The following is a 26,151-nucleotide window of genomic DNA, read 5'->3' on the forward strand; positions in this document are numbered from 1 at the left end:
GACACTACATTAGGTAAATAATCATTACCTTTAGTATATTATATTAATGATGCTAATTGTGTTTCAATATTCAGTTTGAGTTGATCTAACAAAGCATAACGATTACGGTATTCAGAACGTTTTTTACTTGCTATATCTTCTAACGATTTACGTGTAATCTCAGTAGGTAAAATAAATAACTCACGATCATCTTGTTGACCATCGATTGTTAACCAAAAATCATCATAATCGGACAAAATGCGTTCTTGTCTGCTGTTATAACGCCAATTGTTATACACATGCGTTTTATTTCCAACCGCCACAATTTGCTCAAGCTGAAAATAATGCGCAATGATTAATGCTGCCTCAACGGCGACTCGTTTTGGAAATAATCCATAACATTGCTTAGTCGCTTTTTGTACCCGAACTCGCGCTTCATGATGACCGGTACCTTGCAACCCTGCAATAAATAAAGTCGTTTTTTGTTGATATTGAATGATTGAAAAAGTTAATGTTGCTAAATCAATACCGTCATTATCATAAAAATAAAGGCTTATTTCGCCTTCTCGAGCAAACTTGTTACGCGCTTGAATCGCAATTTGAATATTAGCTTCATTTTTTACTGTTAGGTTAGCCAATACATAAGGAGTTTTAGGATTATAAAAAGCCTTAGTCATGCTATCAGGCTGATTCGCTAAAAAATCATAGTGATATGCTAACGCATCAAAACGCTCTTGTTGCGACAAACTTGATGATAAATACGGTCTTTGTAATTTACACGGTAAATTGGTTTGGCAAGAAAAATAGTAGCCAAGTAATGGATATTGTCTTAATTTATCCAACCATTTTAGTGTAATAGGACTTAAAAATAAGGTTCTAAAAAAAAATTTATAACGATAAGTCGGATTAAGCCAAAGTTCATTTAGCGGAAGTTTACCGGTACATAGCCAGTTAAAAAGTTGCCATTTGCTTTTTGGCTGGGACATATTCGTAATATTATTCATAAGCAGAAAAAATAAATTTGAGTTAGTTAATTTATAAAAAATTTATATGTGGCTAAATTATAAAATATCAATAGATATCAAAGATTAGTCATAAATACCAACTTTAAAGAGTACAATACAACATAAATCAACGCAACCTTTGCTATCTTATTCTATAAGAAAAGAAAATAAAAAACGGTGAACTGGTCACCGTTTCTTATTAAACAATTATTCAGTTTTTATAAACTCAATTATTGTCCTTTCACTTCTTTAAGTCCGTTGAATGGAGCCTTAGCACCTAATGCTTCTTCAATACGGATTAATTGGTTGTATTTAGCAACACGATCAGAACGGCTCATTGAACCCGTTTTGATTTGACCAGCAGCTAAACCAACAGCTAAATCAGCGATAGTTGAATCTTCAGTTTCACCACTGCGGTGAGAGATAACAGCAGTATAACCTGCATCTTTCGCCATTTTAACCGCTGCGATAGATTCAGTTAATGTACCGATTTGGTTAACTTTAACTAGGATTGAGTTCGCAATCCCTTTTTCAATACCTTGTTTGAAGATTTTGGTGTTAGTTACAAAAAGATCGTCACCTACTAATTGGATTTTGTGACCTAATGCTTTAGTTTGGTATGCCCAACCGTCCCAATCGCTTTCATCTAAACCATCTTCGATTGATACGATAGGATATTGTTCAGTTAAACCTTCTAAATAGTGCGTAAATTCTTGAGCAGTAAACTCTTTATTACCTTCACCTTTTAATACATATTTACCTGTTTCTTTGTTATAGAATTCAGAAGCAGCACAGTCCATCGCTAAAGTAATATCTTTACCTAGTACATAACCCGCTTTTTCTACAGCTTCTTTGATACAAGCTAATGCTTCAGCATTTGAATCTAAATTAGGGGCAAAACCACCTTCATCGCCTACAGCAGTATTCATACCTTTAGCATGTAAAACTTTCGCTAAGTTATGGAATACTTCAGAACCCATACGGATTGCTTCACGTACTGTTTTCGCGCCAACTGGTTGAATCATAAATTCTTGTAAATCGATGTTATTATCCGCATGTTCACCACCATTGATGATGTTCATCATCGGTAATGGCATTGAATATTGACCTGGCGTACCATTCAAATCAGCAATATGTTGATATAGTGGAACACCTTTTGCTGCTGCTGCTGCTTTAGCATTAGCTAATGATACTGCAAGAATTGAGTTTGCACCCAAGTTAGATTTAAAATCAGTTCCATCTAAATCAAGCATGATTTGGTCGATAGCCGCTTGATCTAACGCATCTTTACCCACAACTGCTTTCGCAATTGGTCCATTTACGTTTTCAACTGCTTTTAAAACACCTTTTCCTAAAAAGCGAGATTTGTCACCATCACGAAGTTCTAATGCTTCACGCGAACCAGTTGATGCACCAGATGGAACGATTGCTAGACCAACAAAACCACCTTCTAAATGAACTTCAGCTTCAACTGTAGGGTTCCCACGAGAGTCGATGACTTCACGACCATGTACTTTAACGATTTTTGCCATGTTATTTTCCTCTATATGACAGATATATTACAAATGTAAAACTTTAAAACTATTTTTGTTGTAGCTGCTGATACTCCTTGGCAGCTTTTATAAAACTACTAAACAGTGGATGCCCATCTCGTGGTGTCGAGGTAAATTCCGGGTGGAATTGACAAGCAACAAACCATGGATGATTAGGAACCTCAATAATCTCGACTAATTTTCTATCAGTTGAAAGTCCTGTTACTTTTAATCCTGCTTTTACAATTTCAGGTAATAAATTATTATTCACTTCGTAACGATGACGATGACGCTCAGTGATTGACTCTTTTTTATACATATCAAATACTAATGAGTCTGGTTCTAAATGACATATCTGAGAACCAAGTCGCATAGTACCACCTAAATCACTATTTTCATTACGTTGGACAACATTACCCGATTCATCACTCCATTCAGTGATTAACGCAATGATTGGATTCGCACAATCTTTAACAAATTCTGTAGAATTTGCGTCTTTAATTCCAGCCACATTACGAGCATATTCAATCATGGCAACTTGCATTCCAAGACAAATACCTAAATAAGGTATTTGGTTTTCACGCGCATAGCGTGCAGCAATGATTTTACCCTCAACGCCACGATACCCAAATCCACCTGGAATAAGTATTGCGTCTAAGCCTGAAAGTAAATCCGTACCACGCGATTCAAGATCTTCAGAATCGATATAACGAATATGAACAGTTAAACGGTTTTTCAACCCGCCATGTTTTAATGCTTCGTTTACAGACTTATAAGCATCAGGTAATTCAGTGTATTTACCCACCATACCTATTGTGACTTCACCAACAGGATTGGCCTCTTCATAAATCACTTGTTCCCACTCTGATAGATCTGCTTCAACGCAATCAAGGTGGAATCGATTGCAGACAAAAGTATCTAAATTTTGTGATTTTAAAAGAGCAGGTATTTTATAAATTGAATCGACATCTTTTAATGAAATAACTGCACGTTCAGGCACATTACAAAATAGTGCAATTTTTGCTCGCTCATTAGCTGGAATGATACGATCTGAACGACAGATTAACACATCAGGTTGAATACCAATAGATAACAACTCTTTGACTGAGTGTTGTGTAGGTTTTGTTTTAACTTCTCCAGCAGAAGCTAAATATGGCACTAGGGTTAAATGCATAAATAAGGTATGTTCTCGACCTACATCAACCGCTAATTGACGAATCGCTTCTAAAAATGGAAGTGATTCAATATCCCCAACTGTGCCACCGATTTCAACAATAGCAACATCGAAGCCTTTAGCTCCTGCAATAACGCGAGATTTGATCTCATTGGTAATATGGGGAATGACTTGAACAGTTGCACCTAAATAATCCCCACGACGTTCTTTGCGTAATACATCGGAATAGATACGCCCTGTTGTGAAGTTATTTTTGCGAGTCATTTTAGTGCGAATAAAACGCTCATAATGACCTAAATCAAGATCCGTTTCTGCCCCATCTTCCGTCACAAAAACTTCACCATGCTGAATCGGGCTCATTGTACCCGGATCGACATTAATATAGGGATCAAGTTTTAACATGGTGACTTTTAAATTGCGGGCTTCTAAAATTGCAGCGAGTGATGCTGCGGCAATGCCTTTACCAAGAGAAGAAACGACACCGCCTGTAACAAAAATATAATTCGTGACCATTAATACCAGACCATTATTAATTTATAAGAACAATATTGCGTCGTTTTCAAACGATAAAAGCAACACAATATACGATAAATCAGACGGGAAAATAGTATAACAGAATCTGACCTTGCTCACAATTGAATAATTATCTTTAACAGATGTTTTAATTAAGCTGATTAGATAGATTTAATGCTACTCAATCTAATCAACTTTAATTTGAAAACAGAATTATCTTCGACAATCAATCTAAACTGTAAGATTAGCATAAAAGTTATTAATCTTACTTTTTCGAACTCGATTTTGTATCCGTTTCCAAATGAAAATTAAACCATTAAAAATCGTACTTAATGCAAAAAAAGCAAATAAAGAGATACTTAAAATAATGGGTAACCACCTGTCTTGTTCATTAATTTGATATCTAATGTCAGGATTAATCGTAAATCCTGAGATAGAATTATCATCTCGATAATAAATATCTGAGACTAATCCAGAAAAATTGACTCGCCCCGATTGGCTATTCAAACTATTTTGAAAAGTTGAATTCGAAACCCGATTAGATTCTAAATCCTCTTGGTCTTTGCTATCTGTTTCGTTAAAAAACTTATTTTTCAGCGTAATGAAGAAAGAAACATTATCGGTTTGATTATGGATTTCTACTTTTCCGCACTTACTATTCACCTTTTTGTTATATTTATCACAAAGTGCCTCTTCCGTGGTAACATTTACCCAATCGCCCTCTTTTAGATTGTTGGTTAATAATTGTGAACTATCATCAAAATTCCAACTTTTCAGGTCATGATTAGCAAAGTGATACATATAAAAGATATTATCTTTAACATTGGATTTTGCATAAACAATAAATGTCAAAATAATACCTACAAGAAATAGCCATAAATTACGTCCCGCAAACTTTGGTGGTCCAAAATTTTCAATCTCTTTCGAAACTGACAATGTATAACCATAACGAATTATTTTTTTATCCTCAAAAGTAACATCAAGCTCAACATTAGTTAATGTATGTTCGGGAATATATGCTTGCCAATTATCAGGATAATTTAAAATAGAATTATGACCAACAGTAATTTGTTTCGTTTTAGAGTTTTTATGTTTAACTTTTCCTCTTATTCGATTAACAAATTGAATTTTTACTTTAGACTTTGGTTTACGACAATAAAAATAGATAACTGCTAGTAAATTTATGCCAAATAAAAACAGATCAAATAGTTCATTACTTTGCCAAAAATCTAAAAAATAATTAATTGTTAAAAAGCAAAAAAATACCGCAACTATCCCTTTATTATTTTTATTCCGATACGCTGATTCTAACGGTGTTTCTTGCCGTGTCATTAAAATTTCATAACCAAATTTTTGTTGATTTTCAATGCGATTGTTTATAGTCTCATTGTCATGATTATGATTATAATTTTCTGGATGTTGAACATCAAACAATTCACTTGCCCAATACTCCATATCATCTTTTTCTAATTTTTTTTCATTGATGATATTTTGATGCGCTGCATAACGAATATCGTGATCATTTAACCTAATCACAATGGCATAATCTTCAGTGAAAACTACTTCAGCTACATTATCATCTAAGATAAAACGATCCATATCATAGGGGATAATGACATCAATATTATTAATTTTATAAAAAAGTGTTTCGCCAACATAGTGATTGATATTTTGTTTGACTAATTTGCCAGATATTGATATTACATCTGAATTTATTAATGACGATTCTTTTACCTCTGAAGATAAATGTTTTGTTGTTTTTAGATAAGGTGTTATAAGACGTTCTTCTAGTGTGGACAATTGCCTAATAGGCCTAAGATCAACAATATAGTTTTTTTCAATTAACTTTTTCTTTTTTTTGTTACTTTTGAAGTTTTTTCTAATCGACGAAACGATCAAAACCAAAATGTGAATGACTAATATTAAACCAAATATATTCATTTTGTGACTTATTCCTTATGAAACATTATTATAGTTATATTTAACTGATAAAATTGGTCAATCTGATTCTTTTATTTAGTGATTTGCTGTTTTTTCACTACGCGATAATCCAATAATTCCCGATCGAACCATTTCGACAATATGACAAGTTTCACGTATCGACGCTAAGAAAGAATCTAGTTTTTCACTCGTACCCGATAATTGAACAATGTAATGCGTTGCGGTAACATCGACAATCGAGCCTCTAAAAATATCGGCACAACGTTTAACTTCATCTCGTGCATCAGACCCTTTAGCAGCCACTTTCACTAACATAATTTCTCGTTCAACATGAGGCCCTTCGGTTAAATCATGTACACGGTAAACATTGACAAGTTTATGAAGCTGCTTTTGAATCTGCTCTAGCACATGTTCATCACCTGTTGTTTGAATGGTCATTCTGTGCATGGTCGGATCTTCTGTCGGTGCTGTCGTAATGGTTTCAATATTAAAACCACGTTGTGAGAACAGACCAATAATTCGAGATAAAGCCCCGGGTTCATTTTCTGTTAAAATTGATAAAATATATCGCATTAGGTTCTCTCCGTTTTACTCAGCCACATTTCGTTCATTGCTCCACCACGTATTTGCATTGGGTAGACATGTTCAGTTGCATCGGTCATGACATCAATAAAGACTAATCGATCTTTAATTGACAAGGCTTTTTTAAGTTTTGTTTCCAGATCTTCACGCTTGGTAATGACCATACCAACATGACCATAAGCTTCCGCTATTTTTGCAAAATCAGGCAATGATTCCATATACGAACAAGAATGTCGCCCAGCATAAATCATATCTTGCCACTGTTTAACCATGCCTAAAAAACGGTTATTTAGATTTAAAACAATAACCGGTAAACCATATTGTAAAGCGGTAGAAAGTTCTTGAATATTCATTTGAATACTACCATCACCGGTTACACACACGACACATTGATCTGGAAAAGCAAGTTTCACCCCAAGCGCAGCCGGAAGACCAAACCCCATGGTACCTAGACCACCAGAAGTAATAAAATGACGAGGTTTATCAAAAGGATAATACAAAGCAGTAAACATTTGATGTTGACCTACATCAGTAGTGACAAATGCATTACCTTGAGTCAATTTATATAAAACTTCGATTGCTTCTTGTGGTTTGATGCTTTCACCTTCATGACTATAAGCTAAACAGCGACGTGAACGCCAATGATCAATTTGTTTCCACCAATCCACTAATGCATCAAGATCACGATCAGCTTGCAATTCATTAAGTTCGGATAACATCGTTTCAACCACTACTTTAGCATCACCCACAACAGGAATAGTGGCAGAAATTGTTTTTGAAATTGATGTTGGATCAATATCAATATGTATTATTTTTGCTTTCGGACAATATTTTTCAACATTATTGGTTGTTCTATCATCAAATCTGGCACCAACAGCAAATATTACATCGGCATTATGCATCGCCATATTGGCTTCATACACCCCATGCATTCCAATCATGCCTAAATAGTGTTTATCTGTACCAGGAAAAGCACTTATCCCCATTAATGTTGACGCAACAGGGAGATTCAATTTTTCGGCTAAACGTTTAATAGCATCACTTGCACCGGCGCTAATTACTCCGCCACCAATAAATAAAACGGGTTTTTTAGCTGCCAATAATGTCGTTAATGCTTTTTTAATTTGTCCTTTATGTCCTTGAATAGTTGGATTATATGAACGCATTGAGACAGATTTAGGATAATGGTAATTATATTTATTTGCAGGATTAACAATATCTTTTGGCAGATCAATCACAACCGGGCCAGGTCTACCTGTTGACGCAATATAGAAAGCTTTCTTAATAATTTCAGGAATGTCTTTACTGTCTTTTATTAGAAAACTATGTTTGACTATCGGGCGTGATATACCGACCATGTCGCACTCTTGGAAGGCATCATTGCCAATCAAGTTACTTGCTACCTGACCCGAAATAACAACCAATGGCACAGAATCCATGTAGGCAGTCGCAATACCAGTAATTGTATTGGTCGCTCCAGGCCCTGATGTTACGAGTACAACACCAACATCACCTGTAGCCCTAGCATAACCATCAGCCATATGTACAGCGGCTTGTTCATGACGAACTAATATATGCTCTATGCCACCTAAAGTATGAATTGCATCGTAGATATCAAGAACACTACCACCGGGATAACCAAATATCTGTTTTACTCCTTGATCAATCAAAGATTGAATGACCATTTCTGCGCCTGACAGTTTTGCCATCGTTGTTGCCTCCAATATTACAAATTAGTCATTTATTTTGCATTAACTACTACATTAAATCAATAAACTGTATAAGGTTATTAATTTTCTTTATACGATAACAGCGTAAACAAATGCTAATAAAAGTCAATATAAAACATATTGTTAAAAAATTTAACGCAAAATATAATTTTTGTGTTTTATTGTTATTTTTATGTTTTTTCTATACACTTTGGAAAAGTCTATTTAAGTCTTATCTAAACCCGACATATTATTCCTAAAAGGTATTATCATGAGCAATTATTCTTTGGAACCTATCTCGCTTACTGATTGGCAATTAGTAAAAGTGACAGGAGAAGACAATCTTAAATATTTACAAGGTCAAGTGACTATTGATATGAAAAATCTTTCCGAGCACTCAGCATTGTTTGCTGCTCATTGTGATGCTAAAGGGAGAATGTGGAGTAATCTATTATTATTTATGCGCGGTGCTGAGATATATTATTTATTGCGTAAAAGTGTTGCAGAAAAGCAAATTACCGAACTAAAAAAATATGCTATTTTTTCCAAAGTGACGATTGAAAAGGAACAAGATTTAAATATGTATGGGATTATGGCTGATGCATTACCAGCGCAAATACTATCAAAATTCAATGACGATAATTGTGTTAATGATAATGACACTACTTATATTAAATTAATGTTACCTCAACCCCGAATCATTGTCATTACACCACAGCCTATTGAAAGTCATTTACAACCAAGCAATAAATGGTTACAACTTGATTTAGAAGCAGGCTATGCCATTATTGATAGTGAAAATACAGAAAGTTTATTACCACAAGCGTGTAATTTACAACTCTATAATGCCATTAGTTTTGATAAAGGTTGTTATTGCGGACAAGAAATGGTTGCTAGAGCGCAATTTCGTGGCACAAATAAACGTGGACTTTATCTATTATCTGGCAAAAGTGATGTACTACCTATCATTGGTGATACGATAGAATATCAAATAGAAGGAAATTGGCGAGAAGGGGGGAAAGTGTTAGCATCACTAAAACTTAATCAAAATCATGATGTGTATGTACAAGTAGTACTACCTAATGGTATAGATATCAATACTGACTTTAGAATTAAAGGACAATCAACAAGCAAGCTAAATTTTCATTGATTAATTAGTTGCTATTAATCATTCCAATTAAAAACAATATCGATTTTTCAATTTATATTCATTAAAATTAAACAATTTGAATTGATAAGAATAGCTAGAATATAGATAAATATATTCTAGCTATCAATGAAATCTTTAATTATCCCTTACCTAACTCTTGATAAACAATTTGCACAAAATAGTTTACACCCGTTGTTAATAGCTCATCATTAAAATTATAAGCAGGATTATGCAAATTTGCCCCTTGCCCTGCACCTAACCAAACATAAGCACCAGGAACCTTTTGTAACATAAAGGCAAAATCTTCAGATCCCATTGAAGGAGGAGGATCAATCGTTACATTATCATCGCCCACCACTTTTCTTGCAGCGCTAATGGCTATATCCGCCTGCTTAGCATAGTTTATGGTAGCAGGATAACGGCGCTGATAATTGACTTCCGCTTTGGCGTCAAAAGTTGATGCGATACCCTGTGCTATCTGTTTGATTCTTGATTCAGCCATGTCCTGAACATCGGAACTAAATGCTCTAACCGTTCCTCGAATTACAGCTTGTTGAGGTAATACATTCCAAGTATCACCACTATGAATTTGTGTTACGCTGACAACTAAGGAGCTAAGAGGATCGGCATTACGGCTCACAATACTTTGTAATCCATTGACGATTTGTGTTGCAGTTAAAATTGTATCTTTACCCAGATGCGGTGCCGCTGCATGTGAGCCAACACCTGTCACATTAATTTCAAAGATATCATAAGATGCCATTATTGCACCGTGATTAATATAGAAATGATTTAATGCCATATTGGGCTGATTGTGAATTCCATATACTGCTTCAATAGGCAATTTATCAAATAGCCCATTTTCCGCCATTACACGGCCACCCCCTTCGTTTTCTTCGGCTGGTTGGAAGATAACAACTACCGTTCCACTAAAATCACGATGCTGGCTCAAATATTTTGCCGTTCCCAATAACGTTGCTGTATGACCATCATGACCACAAGCATGCATTTTTCCGTGTATTGTTGAACTATAATCAATATTATTCTCTTCGGTAATATCCAAGGCATCAATGTCAGCTCGTAAAGCAATCATCCGCCCTTCTTTATTACCTTTTATGATGCCAACAACCCCTGTGGGTGCAAAGTCAGTGTATAATTCTGATATACCAAATGATTTCAACTTTTCAATGATAAATTGAGTGGTATTAGTTTCTTCAAATGCAGTTTCGGGATGAGAGTGAATATAGTGACGCCATGAGATCATCTCATTTTTTAGTTGTGTAATTGAGTCCATTAATTATTCCTTTCTGACTAATTGATTTACCAGTTATACCTCGAATTAATAGCCACTATAATACGATATCATTCTTAATAAAAATAACTAATTTTACTATGATTATTAATTTTAGTTATAAGTTTCACATTTAAAACTAGTTAAACGCCTCTATTTTCAATCAAACATTAAAACGGCTTTGAAAACAGTATATAACTGAAAAAACTCACACATGGTAATACAAAATCAAATAACCCGACATTAACAAAAACGGACCAAATGGAATTACAGTTATTGATTGATCACTTAATCCATAACGCAAAATAAGATAATAAACGATAGCTAAAAATGATGAAAAAACTAACAACAAGGGAAGATCTTCATAAGATATCCATGCGCCTAAAGCAGCCAATAACTTAACATCACCCTGCCCTAGTCCCTGTTTTTTGGTCAGCAAATAAAATAATTCTTTAGGGACAATTAATAAAAAATAACCCCAAATAATGCCAGTGATCGCTTTATTTAACGTAATGCCAAACAGATTAAAATAGCCAGCTAAAATCCCTAACCATAGTAGGGGTTGAGTAAATAGATCTGGCAATAAATAATATTTTAGATCTATCATTGCCAATAAGAGAAAATAACACGCTAATATCATTAATAAAACCGTATTTAAAGTCCAGCCTTTTGTCAAAAATAGAATAGCAAAAATAACCGCAAATAAAATCTCAAATACGATATAGCGATAATGAATTTTCCCTTTGCACGCCCAGCATTGTCCCTTCAGTAATAGCCATGAAAAAACAGGAAACAGTTGCCAAAATCTAAGTTGTTTGTGACAATGTGGACAACGAGAGTGATGAAAAGAAATAGCAATTAAATATTCATACCCTGAATAGATAGGCTTAAAACGACAGTAAGCCACATGAATGAAGCTTCCCAAACACATTCCCAATCCAATAATTAACCAAATCATTAATGAATTACATCCCCCAATTGGAAAATCGGTAAATACATGGCAATAATTAACCCACCAATAATCAAACCTAAAATTAACATCAACAGCGGTTCAAACAGCTGTATCATATTATCAGTCAGCGTTTGATGTTGTTCCTGATAATATTCTGCTAGTTGTTTTAGCATCAAATCTAATGTACCTGACTCTTCACCAACCAAGATCAATTGACTGCACAATGGAGGTAATAAACTTTGCTGCTCGATAATAGCACTGAATGAATAACCTTGTTCAATTCCGGCGATAATTTGATAAATAACATGACGATAATGGTAATTTTGCATAATTGTTGCAACCGCATTCAACCCACTCAATATAGGAATACCTGCTATTTGAGTTATCGAAAGAGTCTGAAATATTTGGGTTAAATGCAAAGTATGAATTAACGAATTCAAGAATGGTAATTTCAATATTAATTTATCCATTTTTGGGGCGTAAGATTTTTTTAAGTGATAATGATAAATAAGCCAAAACAAACCAATCATGCCGACCCATTTCCCATAGTTATTCTGAATATAGTAAGACAAATCAATAATTAATAATGTAAAAAAGGGAAGTTCAGCTTCAAAACTTTGATAAATATCTACAAATTTAGGTAATACTATCAATAACATAATTAGTGTTACAACAACTGACATAAACAAAAGGAATAATGGATAACGCAATGCTTTTTTTAGTCGTTTTTGTAAATTAATTGATGCCTCTATTTGAAAAGCCAATTGTTCAAAACTCAAATCAAGTTGTCCTGTTAATTCCCCTGTTGCAATAATTTCAGCATAAAGTGGTGGAAAGACAGATTGATGTTGAGTTAGTACTGTTGATAGTCGTTCTCCTTTAGCTAGTTGCCCTGCAATTTCCGTCAATAAACATTGCCAATGCTGTTTAGGGTGTTCATGCGCAAGTAAATGCAAAATTTCAAGCAAAGGTAATCCAGCTTTTAGCATGGTAGCCAGTTGTTTTGTCAAGATATATAATTCAATACGCTTAAAACTACTTGAAAATACATAGTGACCTGCCTTGAATTTTATGGCGATATCACCTTGCAATAATAATTGCCGTCGCGCATCGTTTTGTGAAGCCGCTATAATTTTATGTTCTACAAAATTGATGTCGTACCAATAATAGAGCCTTTTCATGTTTCACCTAATACTCTATTTATTTCTGCTAAGGTCGTTATCCCTTGCTGTATTAATTGTTCAGCTGATTGCCTTAAAGAAATTTGATTTGAAGGTGTTATAACCTGTTGATTTAAAATTTGGTGTTGAATTTCAGGGGTGATAGTTAAAAATTCATATAACCCTATTCGTCCTGAGTAACCACCTACACATTTCTCACATCCGATTGCGACATAATGTGGAATCGGCTTTTGTCCTAGCCTAATCAGCTCGCTCGCCACCACTTTACAATGACAACATAACTTACGTACTAATCGTTGAGCGATGATTAATTTAACACTAGCAGAGATGAGATATCGTTCTATTCCCATTTGATTCAAACGTGTTATTGCTTCTATACTTGAATTAGTATGTAAGGTAGACAGGACTAAATGTCCGGTTTGGGCAGCTTGAATGGCTATTTCTGCTGTTTCATGATCACGAATTTCACCAATCATCATCACGTCAGGATCTTGCCTTAACAAAGCGCGTAAAATGGTTGCAAAAGTTAACCCAATTTTCATATTTACAGACGTTTGATTAATACCTTCAACCGGTATTTCAATCGGATCTTCCACACTACAGATATTACAATGAGGCAGGTTTAATGTTTTCAGTCCACTATATAGCGTTACCGTTTTACCGCTACCTGTCGGCCCTGTAACTAATATTAATCCTTGTGGGTAATTTAATATTTGTTGAAACTGAACAAGATCCCGATCCGTTAATCCTAAATCGTGAATTGACAGCGGTGAATCATGATTATCGAGTACGCGTAACACCACTTTTTCACCATTCATGACCGGTAAGGTTGAAATCCGCATTGCATAACGATCTATTACTAATTGCCCATCTTGGGGTAATCGCTGTTCTGCAATATTCAACTTTGCCATTATTTTCAATCTGGCAACGATTTGCTTTGCCAGTGTTAAAGGAGGAACCAGTATGGTATGCAATACACCGTCAATCCGCATACGAATGCGATAACTTTGTTGATAAGGTTCAAAATGAATATCCGAAGCACGTTTTTTTAAAGCTTTAAGCAATAATTTATCAATACTGTCGACTAGTTGATCTTCTTGCATGACTAAAACCATTTTATTGTTGCATTAATTTAAAATTTAAAGATATCTTCACATACACTATTTAAGCTTACATCAACAGGATTAGTTACACAGGTACGTGACCAATCAACACTACCATGGGTTATATTCAGCGTCGGTGTCATCGTTACTGTTAAGCCAGATAAGGCATTTTGTCCAACTAATTCAATCATCCCATTTGTGACTGTCACTGAGGTGACATAATTGGTTGATTTAGTCATTGGAATACCATTATTTGCATTATTACAATTTGCTAATCCACCTTGCTCAATTACACATATTTCTACCGCTGTTTTGTAAGCGGTCATGGCTTGTAGCATATCGGTCATGGCTGCTTTTTTTACATAGCCTTGATAAGCAGGCAAACCAATTGCCGTTAAAATAGCAATTACTATAATTGCTATCATGAGTTCAAATAAGGAAAATCCCGATTGTTTGTTCATATTCATTCTCTGTTATTAAATTGCTAACGAAACACAAGCAACTTTATAGCGTTTAAAAAAAATGAAATAATAACGGTATGCCAAGTATGGAAAAAGGATAACAATAATTGTTTTTCTGATTTCATCATTATTTAAATTATTGGAAGTCAAATCACAAATCAGTCATTTGATAACAAAGTTTTATAAGATAGGGAGTCGATATGTCCTTAAAGATCGTTAATGGTTGGTTACAAGGTGTAAAACAGGTCATTTCACCATTTTATAATGATCGACCAAGTGATAAACCCATTTCATTATTAGTGATTCATAATATAAGCCTTCCGCCCAATCAATTTGGTGGCCCTTATGTAGAACAACTGTTCACAGGTCAGCTTGATCCAAATGAACACCCTTATTTTGCCGATATCTATCAAATGCAGGTATCAAGTCACCTATTTATTCGTCGTGACGGTGAGATAATTCAATTTGTAGCTTTTGATAAACGAGCATGGCATGCAGGTATATCAGCATTTGAAGGACAAGAAAATTGTAATGATTTTTCAATAGGAATCGAATTGGAAGGATGTGATAGTGAAAAATTTACCGAAGTGCAATATCAACAACTGGCAAAAGTCACCCTTCTACTACAACAAACTTATCCACTTCACAATATCACCGGACACAGTGACATTGCACCAGAACGTAAAACAGATCCTGGGCCTTATTTTGATTGGCAATATTATAGGCATTTGCTTGCTAATAAAATGCAAGCTAACTTAATTAAAGATCAATTAGAACGAATTGAGCAAGCGTTAAAAAAAATAGATTTATGGCAAGCCTTGCCACCCACTCAGGATGCTTTTTTAAGTCAACAACCTTTTGCTCTTGATACCATGAAATCATACGAATGGTTACAATGGATTTTTATACCCCGAATTCGAGCTATAATTGATGCCAATTCGGCTATTCCCCCCTTTGCGTTACACCCCTATTTTGAAGAAGCGTTAAAAGAGTCAGAGAACAATATTGACCATTTGTTAGATCTGATAAAACAACTTGATGAATTGACCCAATCCAAATAGTTAATGGTGGCTTAAACATATGAAAAAGTGATATTGAATAGATCTGAGAAGTTAATTACCGCGTTCTGCACGCGGTAATTTTAATAAAGAACATAATTTTTATTTTTTTAACTTATTTCGATACTCATTGACCGCTTTTAAATGGCTATTATAATTCGTCGTAAACGTATGTCCGCCCTTACCATTAGCGACAAAAAACAGATATTTGGTATCAGCAGGATGTGCCGCAGCTTCTAACGACGCTAAACTTGGCATTGAAATAGGCGTAGGTGGTAAACCATTAATGACATAGGTATTATAAGGATTAGTCTTATCGGTCATATCAATACGTCTAATTTTACCCGTATATTTATCACCTAAACCATAAATAATTGTAGGATCGGTTTGCAGCTTCATTTTTGCTTTTAATCGATTAACAAAAACAGATGCTACATTCGCACGTTCAGAACTGAGACTAGTTTCTTTTTCAATAATTGAGGCAATAATAAGTAATTCATACGGTGTGCTATATGGTAGCCCACTATCACGATTTTCCCACACTCTTTGCAAGTTATTTTTCATAGTGAGATGAGCACGTTTTAAAATATTAATATCTAAGGTGTCGACCGTATAAAGATAAGTATTTGGCGAAAGCCACCCTTCAAGAGGCCCCTCAATACCTAGAATTTTTGCAATATCATCGCTTGATTTATCAACCAAAGTTTGTTGAATGTAAGGGGTATTTTTCATGGTATTTAACCAATCATTGGCTCGCTTCCCTTCTACAAATCTTAGCGTAAAACTGCTTTCTTTCCCTGACACTAATAATTTTAGAAACTCATCAACAGTCATATGGGGTTCTAACTTATATCCCCCTGCTTTAATAGAACTTAATTCAGGATTTAATTTATACAAATAAGGAAGTAGATAAGCCCTATCCATTAAATTTGCTTGATCTATTTGTTCAACTAACTGATGTATTGACGTTCCTTTTTTGATAATAAACACTTTATTATCATCGTTAACATGAATATGCTGTTTAGAAAACTGTTGTAAAAAATAGTAACCCAACGCAAGCGAAGCGGTGACAACTAAAATTATTGCCAAAAACGTGTATAAAAATATTTTTTTAATCATAACTTATTTATCTATATAGTGAACCTTAGCTCGTGTAGTTAAGCGCGTTAATAATTCATATGCACTGATACCTGTATATTTAGCAATTTCTTCTACCGGCAACTCCTTTCCCCAAAAAATGACTTCGTCGCCTGGTTTATCCGAACTATTCAGTCCCAGATCAACAATAATCATGTCCATTGAAACACGCCCCACAATAGGAACACGTCTACCATTAATTAACACAGGCGTATTTTCGGGTATACCGCGAGGATATCCATCACCATACCCCATTGCAACAACACCTAATTTTGTCTCTTTATGACTTGTCCAAATTTGCCCGTAGCCCACAGATTCACCCTTTTTATGCTTTCTTACTGCAATTAGCTCTGACTTAAACGTCATAGCTGGGTGTAATTCGGCAATGGGATTCTCAAAAGGAGAAACGCCATACAAAGCAATACCTAATCGAATCACATCACGATGTGAATTTGGCCAAGCAAGAATACCGCCAGAAGCAGCAATAGATTGCTTATCAAGCAATGATTTACTAGAAATTGATTCAACAAATTCGTCCAACAGCAAACATTGATTTGACGTTTGGTTGGAAGAAAAATCATCAGCAGAACTAAAATGACTGATAATATTTAATGGTTTACGCACAACGCAACAACTTGCTAATCGATTAAATTCACCTTGAGCCTCATCAAACCGAAACCCTAAACGATGCATACCTGTGTCTATTTTGAACCAAGCTGTGATTTGATTTTCAATTTTAATCGCATTTAACGCATCAATTTGCCAACTTGAATGAACCACAGTTTGCAAATTAAAATCAATTAAATCCGTTATTTCATCATGTGGAAAAAAACCTTCCAACAAAACAATGGGGGTAATGATCCCAATTTGCCGTAACAAAAGCGCTTCAGAAAGTCTTGCAACCCCAAAGTAGTCGACCTTATCGGATAATAATTGAGCAATGCCAGCAATCCCATGACCATAAGCATTTGCTTTAAGAATAGCCATTAAGGAGCTATTAGGTGAATTTCGTCTCACATACTCAATATTATGCAGAATAGCTTGACGATTAACATTAACGACAGCAATAGACATTACTTCCAACCTAACTCAGGTAAAAAAAGATATTTTAATTTCTGTTCTAAATAATAACAAATAAAATATGAAAGGTTAATCAAGTTTTAATACAAAAAAACCACACAATCAATAAGTTAATTAAAAAATTCGGGGGCAGAAGTAATTTATCCTTTTAAAAAATCATAGGATAATTCGCTTAAAAACGGTATGATCATTAAAGATATTTTTAGAAATCAGCATAATTTTTTAAAGGATATTAGATGATTGATTATAATGCATTCCCTGAACAACGCCAATCTTTTATCCGGCAGCTTTTGACTGAAAAAGGGCGTGTTGTCAGTGCTGATTTAATTAAATTGTTAGGGGTTTCAGAACACACGATTCGTCGAGATTTACAAAAACTAGCCCGTGACGGTGTTTGCAAGCGTGTATATGGTGGAGCAGTTAGCCATTTAAAACAATCAGACACATTTGAAACTCGTATTAATCAATGTGTAGACGAAAAATCTTCAGTAGCAATAAAATGTGCAAAATTAATCAAAAATAATTCCTGCATTTTTATTGATACTGGTTCCACCTATTTAGCAATGGCAAGTTATATCCCACAAAATTTGACATTAACGATTGTCACCAATTCTCCTCAAATTGCTTCGGTCTTAAGTAGCCGTACCAATGGCGAGCTCATTTTATTAGGTGGCAAAGTTAATCCGTTAACGGGGGGAACAATGGGCGCTGATACCGTTAATCAAATCCGAAATATGGTCTTTGATCAAACCTTTATTGGCGTTTGTGGACTTGACCCGCATGCGGGGTTAAGCGCAGTTTATTATGATGATGCCTGCTTCAAAAAAGAAGTCATTACGCAAAGCAATGAGGTTATAGCCGCAGTGATTGCCGACAAAATGCAACAAGTTGCTCGCTATAAAGTTGCCACTTGTGAAGATATAGATATCATTATCGCTAGTCGAGATAGCAAAATTGAGGGCTTTGAAGATTTTAATCTCAAAATAGAAATCGCTTAATAGATTCAGCTGTCATCAACTCAATCTGAGCATACCATTATTTGCTTTGCAATTCAATTAGTTGCTTTATCGTATTCAGTACCGCACTATCATCATTGAAACCGGTGATAAATTTAGCGACAGCTTTGGTTTCTTCAAATGCATTACGCATTGCAAAACTATACTCCGCTTGTTCAAGTAATTCTATGTCGTTGTAACCGTCACCAAATGCCATGGTTTCATGATAATTTACCTTAAGTAGCTGTTGTAATTTTTTGATAGTATTCCCTTTATGAACATCATGCTGAGTGATATCAATCCATGAAGCTTCAGACACCACAATATAAGCTTGGTTTTCAAAAGGAGTTAAATGCTGTCGAGTTTGTAAACATTGCCCTTTTTCATCATATACAGTGATTTTAATAAAGTCATCACCAATAAGAGCATGATCATCCACTTCAATTATTGTTGCATATGAACCTCGGACTTTAGCTTTTAATCGTTCAGGTAAATGGGCTTTGATGACGGCTCCTTGAGCAGTACAAGCAATGATAACGTGCGCTTTACTAACTTGTTCCAAGGTTTTTATCATACGCTGCCCTAGTTCATTAGGGATGAATGAGCGATAAATAAATTCACCTTTATGTTTTATGGTCGTTGCGCTATCACCGACTATCCAGATTTTGTCGCTGTAATCACCAAATAGCTCTTCAACCCGTTCACATTGTTTACCGGTACAAGTGACAAAATGAATTTGTTGCTCAGCCATAAGCGCATACACTTGCGAAAATAGCTTACGGTCATAATCACCTTGGCTATTTAAAAATGTCCCATCTAGATCACTTATGATCAATTTAATCATTTTAATATCCTTTCTCATTGCCATTTTATTTAATCAATCAAGATATGATTGATTATGATGTTTTATGATCGATTTGGCAATATTGTAATCGTTCAGGATGAGATCATGATCACAAAAAAAATGAAGTCAAAAATTCCATTGATGTTTTTCTATTAGGAAATACTCAATATTATTAATATGTTAAAGTTATTATTAATGCAAATGAGTTAAAACGAGAATGGATCGATTGATTATTGATAGATCTAAAATTGACGATGACTTATCTACCGCAATATACACTGTTAAAGTGACGGATCGGTACAATAAAAAAAAACCGACCATTAAGGTCGGTTTATTTGTTGATTACTGTTTAGCTTCGATATTATCACCCACTAAATCCAAATGAATGGTTTTACCTGGTACTAATTTACCGGACAATATTTGTTGTGCTAATGGGTTTTCAATTTCTTGTTGAATAGCGCGTTTTAACGGTCTTGCACCATAAATTGGATCGAAACCAACTTTAGCAAGATGTTCTAACGCTGCATCAGAAATATCCATTTCATAACCTCGTTCATCTAAGCGTTTTTCAACATGTGCCAATTGAATTCTAGCAATCGCTTTGATGTTTTCTTGACCCAGTGGATGGAAGACCACCGTTTCGTCAATACGGTTGATAAATTCAGGTCTAAAATGTTTAGTTACCACAGTCATAACTAATGCTTTCATTTCGTCATAACTAAGCTCAACTTGTCCTTGAATTAAATCAGAACCCAAGTTAGATGTCATGATGATAACCGTATTGCGGAAATCCACTGTACGACCTTGTCCGTCAGTTAAGCGACCATCATCTAAGACTTGTAATAAAATATTAAAGACATCCGGATGCGCTTTTTCCACTTCATCCAGTAAAATCACTGAATAAGGTCGACGCCGTACAGCTTCGGTTAAATATCCGCCCTCTTCATAACCAACATAACCAGGAGGCGCACCAATTAAGCGAGCAACGGAATGTTTTTCCATGAATTCAGACATATCAATCCGTACCATTGCATCTTCACTATCAAACATAAAGTTTGCCAATGCTTTACAAAGCTCGGTTTTACCCACACCTGTTGGACCTAAGAATAAGAAAGACCCAATCGGTTTATTCGGATCAGAAAGACCAGCACGGCTACGACGAATAGCATTTGCAACAGCGACAACAGCTTCATCTTGCCCAATAACACGTTTATGTAAAGCGTCTTCCATGTGTAATAATTTATCTTTTTCGCTTTCAAGCATTCTCGAAACAGGAATACCCGTCGCTTTCGATAATACTTCGGCAATCTCGTTATCGGTCACTTTGTTACGCAATAATTTCATGGTTTTACCTTCTAATTGCGTAGCTGTTGCGAGTTTCTTTTCAAGTTCCGGAATTTTGCCATATTGCAATTCCGACATCTTGTTTAAATCCCCTGCTCGACGAGCTTGTTCTATCTCAGTGCGAGCTTTTTCCAACTCTGCTTTGATATTCTGAGTGCCCGAAAGTGCAGCTTTCTCTGATTTCCACTCTTCTTCAAGTGACGCATAATCCTTTTCTTTTTCAGCAAGTTCATTATTTAACATCTCAAGTCGTTTTTTACTGGCATCATCCGACTCTTTTTTAAGCGCTTGTTGCTCAAGTTTAAGTTGAATGATACGTCTTTCAAGACGATCTAATGATTCTGGCTTAGAATCCATTTGCATACGAATACTCGATGCAGCTTCGTCAATCAAGTCAATAGCTTTATCTGGCAACATACGATCTGAAATATAACGATGCGATAAGGTTGCCGCAGCCACAATGGCTGGATCGGTAATTTGAACATGATGATGCAATTCATAACGCTCTTTCAAACCACGCAAAATGGCAATGGTGTCTTCAACAGTCGGTTCAGCCACATAAACTTTTTGAAAACGACGTTCCAATGCAGGATCTTTTTCAATATATTGACGATATTCGTCAAGTGTTGTTGCCCCAACGCAGTGTAATTCACCACGAGCTAATGCTGGTTTTAACATGTTTCCGGCATCCATAGCACCATCGCCTTTACCTGCACCGACCATAGTGTGAATTTCGTCGATAAACAGAATAATACGACCTTCTTCTTTAGCGATATCTTTAAGGACAGCTTTCAAACGCTCTTCGAACTCACCGCGATATTTAGCACCAGCAATTAAGGCTCCCATATCCAAGGATAAGACACGTTTATTACGTAATCCTTCGGGGACTTCACGATTCACAATACGTTGTGCTAATCCTTCAACAATCGCAGTTTTACCCACACCCGGTTCACCAATTAACACAGGGTTATTTTTGGTACGACGTTGTAACACTTGTATCGTACGGCGAATCTCTTCATCACGCCCAATAACTGGATCGAGTTTACCTTGTTCTGCACGCTGTGTTAAATCAATAGTGTATTTTTTCAACGCACCACGTTGATCTTCTGCATTTGGATCATTCACGTTGTCGCTTCCTCTTAATTGATTGACTGCTTGAAGAAATTTATCTTTAGTGACACCCGATTTTTTTAGGATATCGCCAAGGCTCCCTTTTTCGTCTAATGCAGCTAATATAAATAGCTCTGAAGAGATATAACTATCTCCATTTTTTTGAGATAATTTATCGCATAAATTTAAAACTTTAATTAAATCTTGAGAAGGGATAACTTCGCCACCGACACCCTGCACTTGAGGTAATCGGTCAATGGATTGATTTAATTCTTGTTGTAAAATGGCATTATTTGCCCCAGCAGCTGCCAATAATGGATTAACACTACTGCCTTCTTGATTAAGCATTGCTGAGAGTACATGGATAGGCTCTATATACTGATTATCTTTGCCTAATGCTAAAGACTGCGCATCAGCTAAAGCTTGTTGAAATTTGTTTGTGAGTTTATCTAACCTCATATTATCTATCTCCTTAGCAATAAATTTGGCATAAATGATTAAACACTTATTCCATTTGCATAATGACTAAATGAGTGTGGAAGGAAAAATTTCAAGAGCTTGTCAAGAATTTTTTTACAGATAATAAAAACTGACTAACGTGAAACATTTTAGACCTAAAAATGATAAATTTAAATATATTTACAATCGCATCCTAAATAGAATATCTAGTTTCAGATAATCATTGAAAGGTGACAAATAACTTGATATCTATTATATTAACCGCTTTCTTCTGTTAGGTTAACTAACCGTGGTTCGTGATCCATCCCACGAAAAAAAACTAGGAATGTAAAATGTTCAAAATTGCCAAAGAGTTCCAATTTGATGCTTGTCACATGTTAGACGGGCATAACAAAAAATGTCATAACCTGCATGGTCATACTTACCGATTAGTCGTCGAAATTAGTGGTGAACTCATTAATAAGGGTTCCAGCGAAGATATGGTAATGGATTACGCTGATCTCAAATCCATTGTAAAAAAACATATTATTGATCCGCTCGATCATGCTTATCTTTACCACCAAAATAATGTTAATGAATGCCGTATTGCTACCTTATTGCAAGAAATGGATCGAAAAACATTTGCTTTTCCGTGTCGCACAACCGCTGAAGGAATGAGTCAATACATTTTTGATTGTTTATCGAACTATTTACCCATATCCAAGATTAAACTGTGGGAAACCCCAAGCTCATACTGCGAGTATCAACGGGGTTAACTATGCTTGAGTTTCGTATTGTTGAAATCTTCGAATCACTGCAAGGCGAAGGTTATAATACCGGTATGCCCGCCATTTTTATTCGCTTGGCAGGTTGTAATCTAAATTGTTGTTGGTGTGATACCAATTTTCGCCAATATACCCGTTTCACATTAGATCAACTTCTCGACAAAGTGAAACAGTATAAAAGCAAAAATATCATTATTACGGGTGGCGAGCCAACCTTAGTTAAAGATCTATCTAAATTACTCTTCCCCCTTAAACAAGCGGGTTATTTTATTGCTATTGAAAGTAATGGTTTAGGCAAAGTCGACGCTTTAATTGACTATATCGCTCTCAGTCCTAAGTTTTGCTATCAATCACGTTATCAAAAAATAGTTCAGTCAATTGCTAATGAAGTGAGAATCGTTGCTGAAAATCATCCTGACTTCATTTCGTTTTGCCAATATATTGAACAAAATATTCAAGCTAAACGTTATTACTTATCGCCTTGTGAAAGAAATGGCGAGTTTAACATGCATGACACAATCATATTACTTGGACAAATTAATCAAAATCGTATTGAAAATAAATGGTTACTGAATATCCAAACGCATAAATTTGCTAATATTGAATAATTAATCACGAAAAAGCACATCTGTTTACCGTTAACGACTCATAATTTTGCCCGAACGATTGTGATGGTTATATAACTTAATAATTTAATAAAGTTTTTGTTACGAAAATAAGAATAACATGTTTGAACTTTTCATACTATTAGCCAAGATTAACTTGCTTAAAACATGAAAGATAAATTTTTAATGAAAATTAACTTAACTTCACTAAGTTAAACACGTAAGAATGATTATTTAGCTGGCAAAAGAAAAGTTTTATATTTTTTAGTCACCAAAATAGAATAACTGAGGAACGTCATGATTGGTTTCTTTATTTGCCAGCTAATCTGAGAATGTTTGCACCATTTTTTTAAATATCACTCAAACCAAATCATTGATGCCATTCTTCCTGTTCGGTTTTCTCGTCGATAAGAAAAGAATTTATCTTGTTCTGTATAAGTACAATAATCACCACCAAATATTTTATTTACACCTATTGAATTCAAACGTTGTTTGGCAATTAAGTAGAGATCGGCCAAATATTTTTGCTCTGGTATATTGATTAATTTAAATGCACTTTTTGCTTCTGGATCGATGGCCTCAAATTGTTTTTTTATTTCTTCCCCTACTTCATATTTTTTGGCACTTATGGCTGGTCCCATCCAAACCATAATTTCGGATGGTTTACAGGAGAATTTTTTAACGGTTTCTTCTAAAATTCCATTGCACAATCCTCGCCAACCCGCATGCGCTGCCGCGACCTCATCGCCTTTCGAAGAGCAAAATAATAAAGGCATGCAATCGGCAGTTAACACAACACACACTTGCTTTGCTTGATGAGTATAAGCCGCGTCAGCTTCAAATATTTGTTTATTATTAACGATTCCAGTGGGGGGGTGTAATTTTATTTGTGAAATATCAAGGGCGACAGTACTATGAGTTTGATTAAGCCAATAAGGTTCGCTGGGTATTTGTTCAGCGGTAATTAAGCGTTTTCGGTTTTCTGCAACATCATTTATATTATCACCGGTACGCCCTCCCATATTTAAACTTTCAAATGGCGGCATACTGACACCGCCCATTCGTGTTGTGGTCAACGCTCGAACATTTTTCGGCGCAAACCAGTAAGGATAAATCGATTTAATCATTTTTCTTTCACCAATCCAGCTCATGTTTATATAATTCTGTATCTTCTTGTAATGCTTCAACTAGTCTTTGCATATCTTCTGGTATAGGCGCATGCCATTCCATTTGCTCACCCGTTACTGGATGATATAACCTTAACATGGTTGCATGTAATGCTTGCCTATCAAATTCTCGTAATGTGTTAATAAGTGTTTCGCTTGCCCCTTTTGGTGGTCTTGGACGTCCGCCATAAAGAGGATCACCGACCAAAGGATGAGCAATATGTGCTAAATGTACTCGAATTTGGTGTGTTCGTCCAGTTTCTAATCGTAAACGCAATCTTGTATGCAATCGATATTTTTCTAAAACACGATAATGTGTTACAGCAGGTTTTCCTGTCGGAAACACAGCCATATGAGTTCGTTTGGTAGGGTGTCTGGTAATCGGCTGATCTATCGTTCCTCCCGCCGTAATAATACCCATAGCTACCGCTTCATACTCACGGGTTATTTCTCTTAATTGTAGCGATTCGACTAAATGCGTTTGGGCAACGATAGTTTTAGCAACGACCATCAAACCTGTCGTGTCTTTATCCAACCGATGAACAATACCTGCACGTGGAACGCGAGCAATTTCAGGGCAGTAATGTAATAACGCATTTAATACTGTGCCATTTGGATTACCTGCACCTGGGTGAACAACTAAATCTCGTGGTTTATTTATCACTAAAATATCATCATCTTCATAAACAATATCTAATTTAATATCTTCTGGTTGATGATAAGTCTCTTCTTCAATCTCAGCATGAATAATAATTTTTTCACCACCCAATACTTTCTCTTTGGGTTTATTAACTATCACATCGTTTACTAATACTTTATTATTGATAATCCAGTCTTTAATTCTTGAGCGAGAATAATCGGGGAAAAGTTCTGATAATGCTTGGTCTAAACGCATCCCAAGTTGAGTTGACTCAATTTGATTTGATAATTTTAATTCTTGCATATGTAATTTATCTATTTTAAGCTGATATGTTTTAGAGTATTATATACTAATCATAACGGTTATTGTTTATTTTT

Annotated in this window: 21 protein-coding genes, 2 pseudogenes and 1 riboswitch; of the genes and pseudogenes, 6 read left to right on the top strand and 17 right to left on the bottom strand. The window is 35.3% G+C overall.

Annotated features, from left to right (window positions below):
• Positions 1 to 38: 38 nt before the first annotated feature.
• From ACGH6R_RS02045 to ilvI, 6 genes are all read right to left on the bottom strand, one after another.
• Positions 39 to 965: a VirK/YbjX family protein gene (locus ACGH6R_RS02045; RefSeq protein ID WP_267352490.1), complete on the bottom strand. Its 927-nt coding sequence runs from the start codon at positions 963 to 965 to the stop codon at positions 39 to 41.
• A 248-nt stretch (positions 966 to 1,213) separates the two neighbouring features.
• On the bottom strand, positions 1,214 to 2,515 hold the full coding sequence (gene eno / locus ACGH6R_RS02050; RefSeq protein ID WP_065559328.1) for a phosphopyruvate hydratase: 1,302 nt from the start codon (positions 2,513 to 2,515) through the stop codon (positions 1,214 to 1,216).
• Between the two features lie 49 nt (positions 2,516 to 2,564).
• The gene (gene pyrG, locus ACGH6R_RS02055) at positions 2,565 to 4,202 is read right to left on the bottom strand and encodes a glutamine hydrolyzing CTP synthase (protein ID WP_267352489.1); all 1,638 of its coding nucleotides are present in this window, start codon (positions 4,200 to 4,202) and stop codon (positions 2,565 to 2,567) included.
• 231 nt (positions 4,203 to 4,433) lie between these two features.
• On the bottom strand, positions 4,434 to 6,143 hold the full coding sequence (locus tag ACGH6R_RS02060; RefSeq protein WP_411598744.1) for an IgaA/UmoB family intracellular growth attenuator: 1,710 nt from the start codon (positions 6,141 to 6,143) through the stop codon (positions 4,434 to 4,436).
• Between the two features lie 75 nt (positions 6,144 to 6,218).
• The gene (gene ilvN, locus ACGH6R_RS02065; protein ID WP_267352487.1) at positions 6,219 to 6,716 is read right to left on the bottom strand and encodes an acetolactate synthase small subunit; all 498 of its coding nucleotides are present in this window, start codon (positions 6,714 to 6,716) and stop codon (positions 6,219 to 6,221) included.
• The gene (ilvI, locus tag ACGH6R_RS02070; RefSeq protein ID WP_411598745.1) at positions 6,716 to 8,434 is read right to left on the bottom strand and encodes an acetolactate synthase 3 large subunit; all 1,719 of its coding nucleotides are present in this window, start codon (positions 8,432 to 8,434) and stop codon (positions 6,716 to 6,718) included. Before ilvI ends, ilvN begins: the two co-directional genes overlap by 1 nt.
• 271 nt (positions 8,435 to 8,705) lie before the next feature.
• Between ilvI and ygfZ the strand changes: the two genes are divergently transcribed.
• Complete coding sequence (ygfZ, locus tag ACGH6R_RS02075; RefSeq protein WP_411598746.1) at positions 8,706 to 9,584, top strand: tRNA-modifying protein YgfZ; 879 nt, start codon at positions 8,706 to 8,708, stop codon at positions 9,582 to 9,584.
• 139 nt (positions 9,585 to 9,723) lie between these two features.
• Here ygfZ and ACGH6R_RS02080 read toward each other — a convergent pair whose 3' ends face one another.
• The 5 genes and pseudogenes from ACGH6R_RS02080 to ppdD all read right to left on the bottom strand — a co-directional run bounded on the left by ACGH6R_RS02080 (position 9,724) and on the right by ppdD (position 14,572).
• Positions 9,724 to 10,878 (bottom strand): M20 aminoacylase family protein, encoded by a 1,155-nt coding sequence (locus ACGH6R_RS02080; protein WP_411598747.1) that lies wholly within the window; start codon positions 10,876 to 10,878, stop codon positions 9,724 to 9,726.
• 205 nt (positions 10,879 to 11,083) lie between these two features.
• Positions 11,084 to 11,833: a prepilin peptidase gene (locus tag ACGH6R_RS02085; RefSeq protein ID WP_411598748.1), complete on the bottom strand. Its 750-nt coding sequence runs from the start codon at positions 11,831 to 11,833 to the stop codon at positions 11,084 to 11,086.
• Positions 11,833 to 13,008: a protein transport protein HofC gene (gene hofC, locus ACGH6R_RS02090; protein ID WP_411598749.1), complete on the bottom strand. Its 1,176-nt coding sequence runs from the start codon at positions 13,006 to 13,008 to the stop codon at positions 11,833 to 11,835. Before hofC ends, ACGH6R_RS02085 begins: the two co-directional genes overlap by 1 nt.
• A pseudogene (locus ACGH6R_RS02095) lies at positions 13,005 to 14,096 on the bottom strand (GspE/PulE family protein); the annotation flags it as partial. The pseudogene ACGH6R_RS02095 and the gene hofC, both read right to left, overlap by 4 nt.
• A 44-nt stretch (positions 14,097 to 14,140) precedes the next feature.
• Positions 14,141 to 14,572: a prepilin peptidase-dependent pilin gene (gene ppdD, locus ACGH6R_RS02100; RefSeq protein ID WP_267352480.1), complete on the bottom strand. Its 432-nt coding sequence runs from the start codon at positions 14,570 to 14,572 to the stop codon at positions 14,141 to 14,143.
• Positions 14,573 to 14,772: 200 nt separating this feature from the next.
• Between ppdD and ampD the strand changes: the two are divergent.
• Positions 14,773 to 15,315 (top strand): annotated as a pseudogene (gene ampD / locus ACGH6R_RS02105) (1,6-anhydro-N-acetylmuramyl-L-alanine amidase AmpD); the annotation flags it as partial.
• Positions 15,316 to 15,633, top strand: a complete 318-nt coding sequence (locus tag ACGH6R_RS02110; protein WP_411598961.1) for a YqcC family protein — start codon at positions 15,316 to 15,318, stop codon at positions 15,631 to 15,633. It abuts the pseudogene before it with no gap.
• Positions 15,634 to 15,732: 99 nt separating this feature from the next.
• Here ACGH6R_RS02110 and mltG read toward each other — a convergent pair whose 3' ends face one another.
• Both mltG and alr read right to left on the bottom strand, forming a co-directional pair.
• Positions 15,733 to 16,746, bottom strand: a complete 1,014-nt coding sequence (gene mltG, locus ACGH6R_RS02115) for an endolytic transglycosylase MltG (protein WP_411590563.1) — start codon at positions 16,744 to 16,746, stop codon at positions 15,733 to 15,735.
• A gap of 6 nt (positions 16,747 to 16,752) precedes the next feature.
• Positions 16,753 to 17,841, bottom strand: coding sequence for an alanine racemase (gene alr / locus ACGH6R_RS02120; RefSeq protein WP_411598750.1), 1,089 nt, complete (start codon positions 17,839 to 17,841; stop codon positions 16,753 to 16,755).
• Positions 17,842 to 18,083: 242 nt separating this feature from the next.
• Between alr and ACGH6R_RS02125 the strand changes: the two genes are divergently transcribed.
• A complete protein-coding gene (locus ACGH6R_RS02125; RefSeq protein WP_411598751.1) occupies positions 18,084 to 18,845 on the top strand; it encodes a DeoR/GlpR family DNA-binding transcription regulator in 762 nt (253 codons plus the stop codon).
• 37 nt (positions 18,846 to 18,882) lie between these two features.
• Here the strand turns inward: ACGH6R_RS02125 and ACGH6R_RS02130 are convergent, their stop codons facing one another.
• Positions 18,883 to 19,686: a Cof-type HAD-IIB family hydrolase gene (locus ACGH6R_RS02130; protein ID WP_411598752.1), complete on the bottom strand. Its 804-nt coding sequence runs from the start codon at positions 19,684 to 19,686 to the stop codon at positions 18,883 to 18,885.
• 342 nt (positions 19,687 to 20,028) lie between these two features.
• Positions 20,029 to 22,599 carry an ATP-dependent chaperone ClpB gene (clpB, locus tag ACGH6R_RS02135; RefSeq protein ID WP_267352474.1) on the bottom strand — a complete coding sequence of 857 codons (2,571 nt, stop codon included), beginning with the start codon at positions 22,597 to 22,599 and terminating at the stop codon, positions 20,029 to 20,031.
• Positions 22,600 to 22,882: 283 nt separating this feature from the next.
• A riboswitch (PreQ1 riboswitch) is annotated at positions 22,883 to 22,928 on the top strand.
• Between the two features lie 3 nt (positions 22,929 to 22,931).
• Between clpB and queD the strand changes: the two genes are divergently transcribed.
• Together queD and ACGH6R_RS02145 are read left to right on the top strand one after the other, a co-directional pair.
• A complete protein-coding gene (gene queD, locus ACGH6R_RS02140) occupies positions 22,932 to 23,354 on the top strand; it encodes a 6-carboxytetrahydropterin synthase QueD (RefSeq protein WP_267380739.1) in 423 nt (140 codons plus the stop codon).
• A gap of 2 nt (positions 23,355 to 23,356) precedes the next feature.
• On the top strand, positions 23,357 to 23,971 hold the full coding sequence (locus tag ACGH6R_RS02145) for a 7-carboxy-7-deazaguanine synthase QueE (RefSeq protein ID WP_267352472.1): 615 nt from the start codon (positions 23,357 to 23,359) through the stop codon (positions 23,969 to 23,971).
• Positions 23,972 to 24,324: 353 nt separating this feature from the next.
• On the opposite strand, the gene pgeF is transcribed toward ACGH6R_RS02145, so the two are convergent.
• Both pgeF and rluD read right to left on the bottom strand, forming a co-directional pair.
• Entirely contained in the window at positions 24,325 to 25,092 is a 768-nt protein-coding gene (gene pgeF, locus ACGH6R_RS02150; protein ID WP_411598962.1) for a peptidoglycan editing factor PgeF, read from the bottom strand.
• Between the two features lie 10 nt (positions 25,093 to 25,102).
• On the bottom strand, positions 25,103 to 26,077 hold the full coding sequence (gene rluD, locus ACGH6R_RS02155; protein WP_411598753.1) for a 23S rRNA pseudouridine(1911/1915/1917) synthase RluD: 975 nt from the start codon (positions 26,075 to 26,077) through the stop codon (positions 25,103 to 25,105).
• Positions 26,078 to 26,151: the final 74 nt, after the last annotated feature.

Origin of the sequence: Gilliamella sp. CG13, assembly GCF_046635805.1 — a bacterium.
In the GTDB taxonomy this organism is placed as follows: Bacteria; Pseudomonadota; Gammaproteobacteria; order Enterobacterales; family Orbaceae; genus Gilliamella; species Gilliamella apicola_I.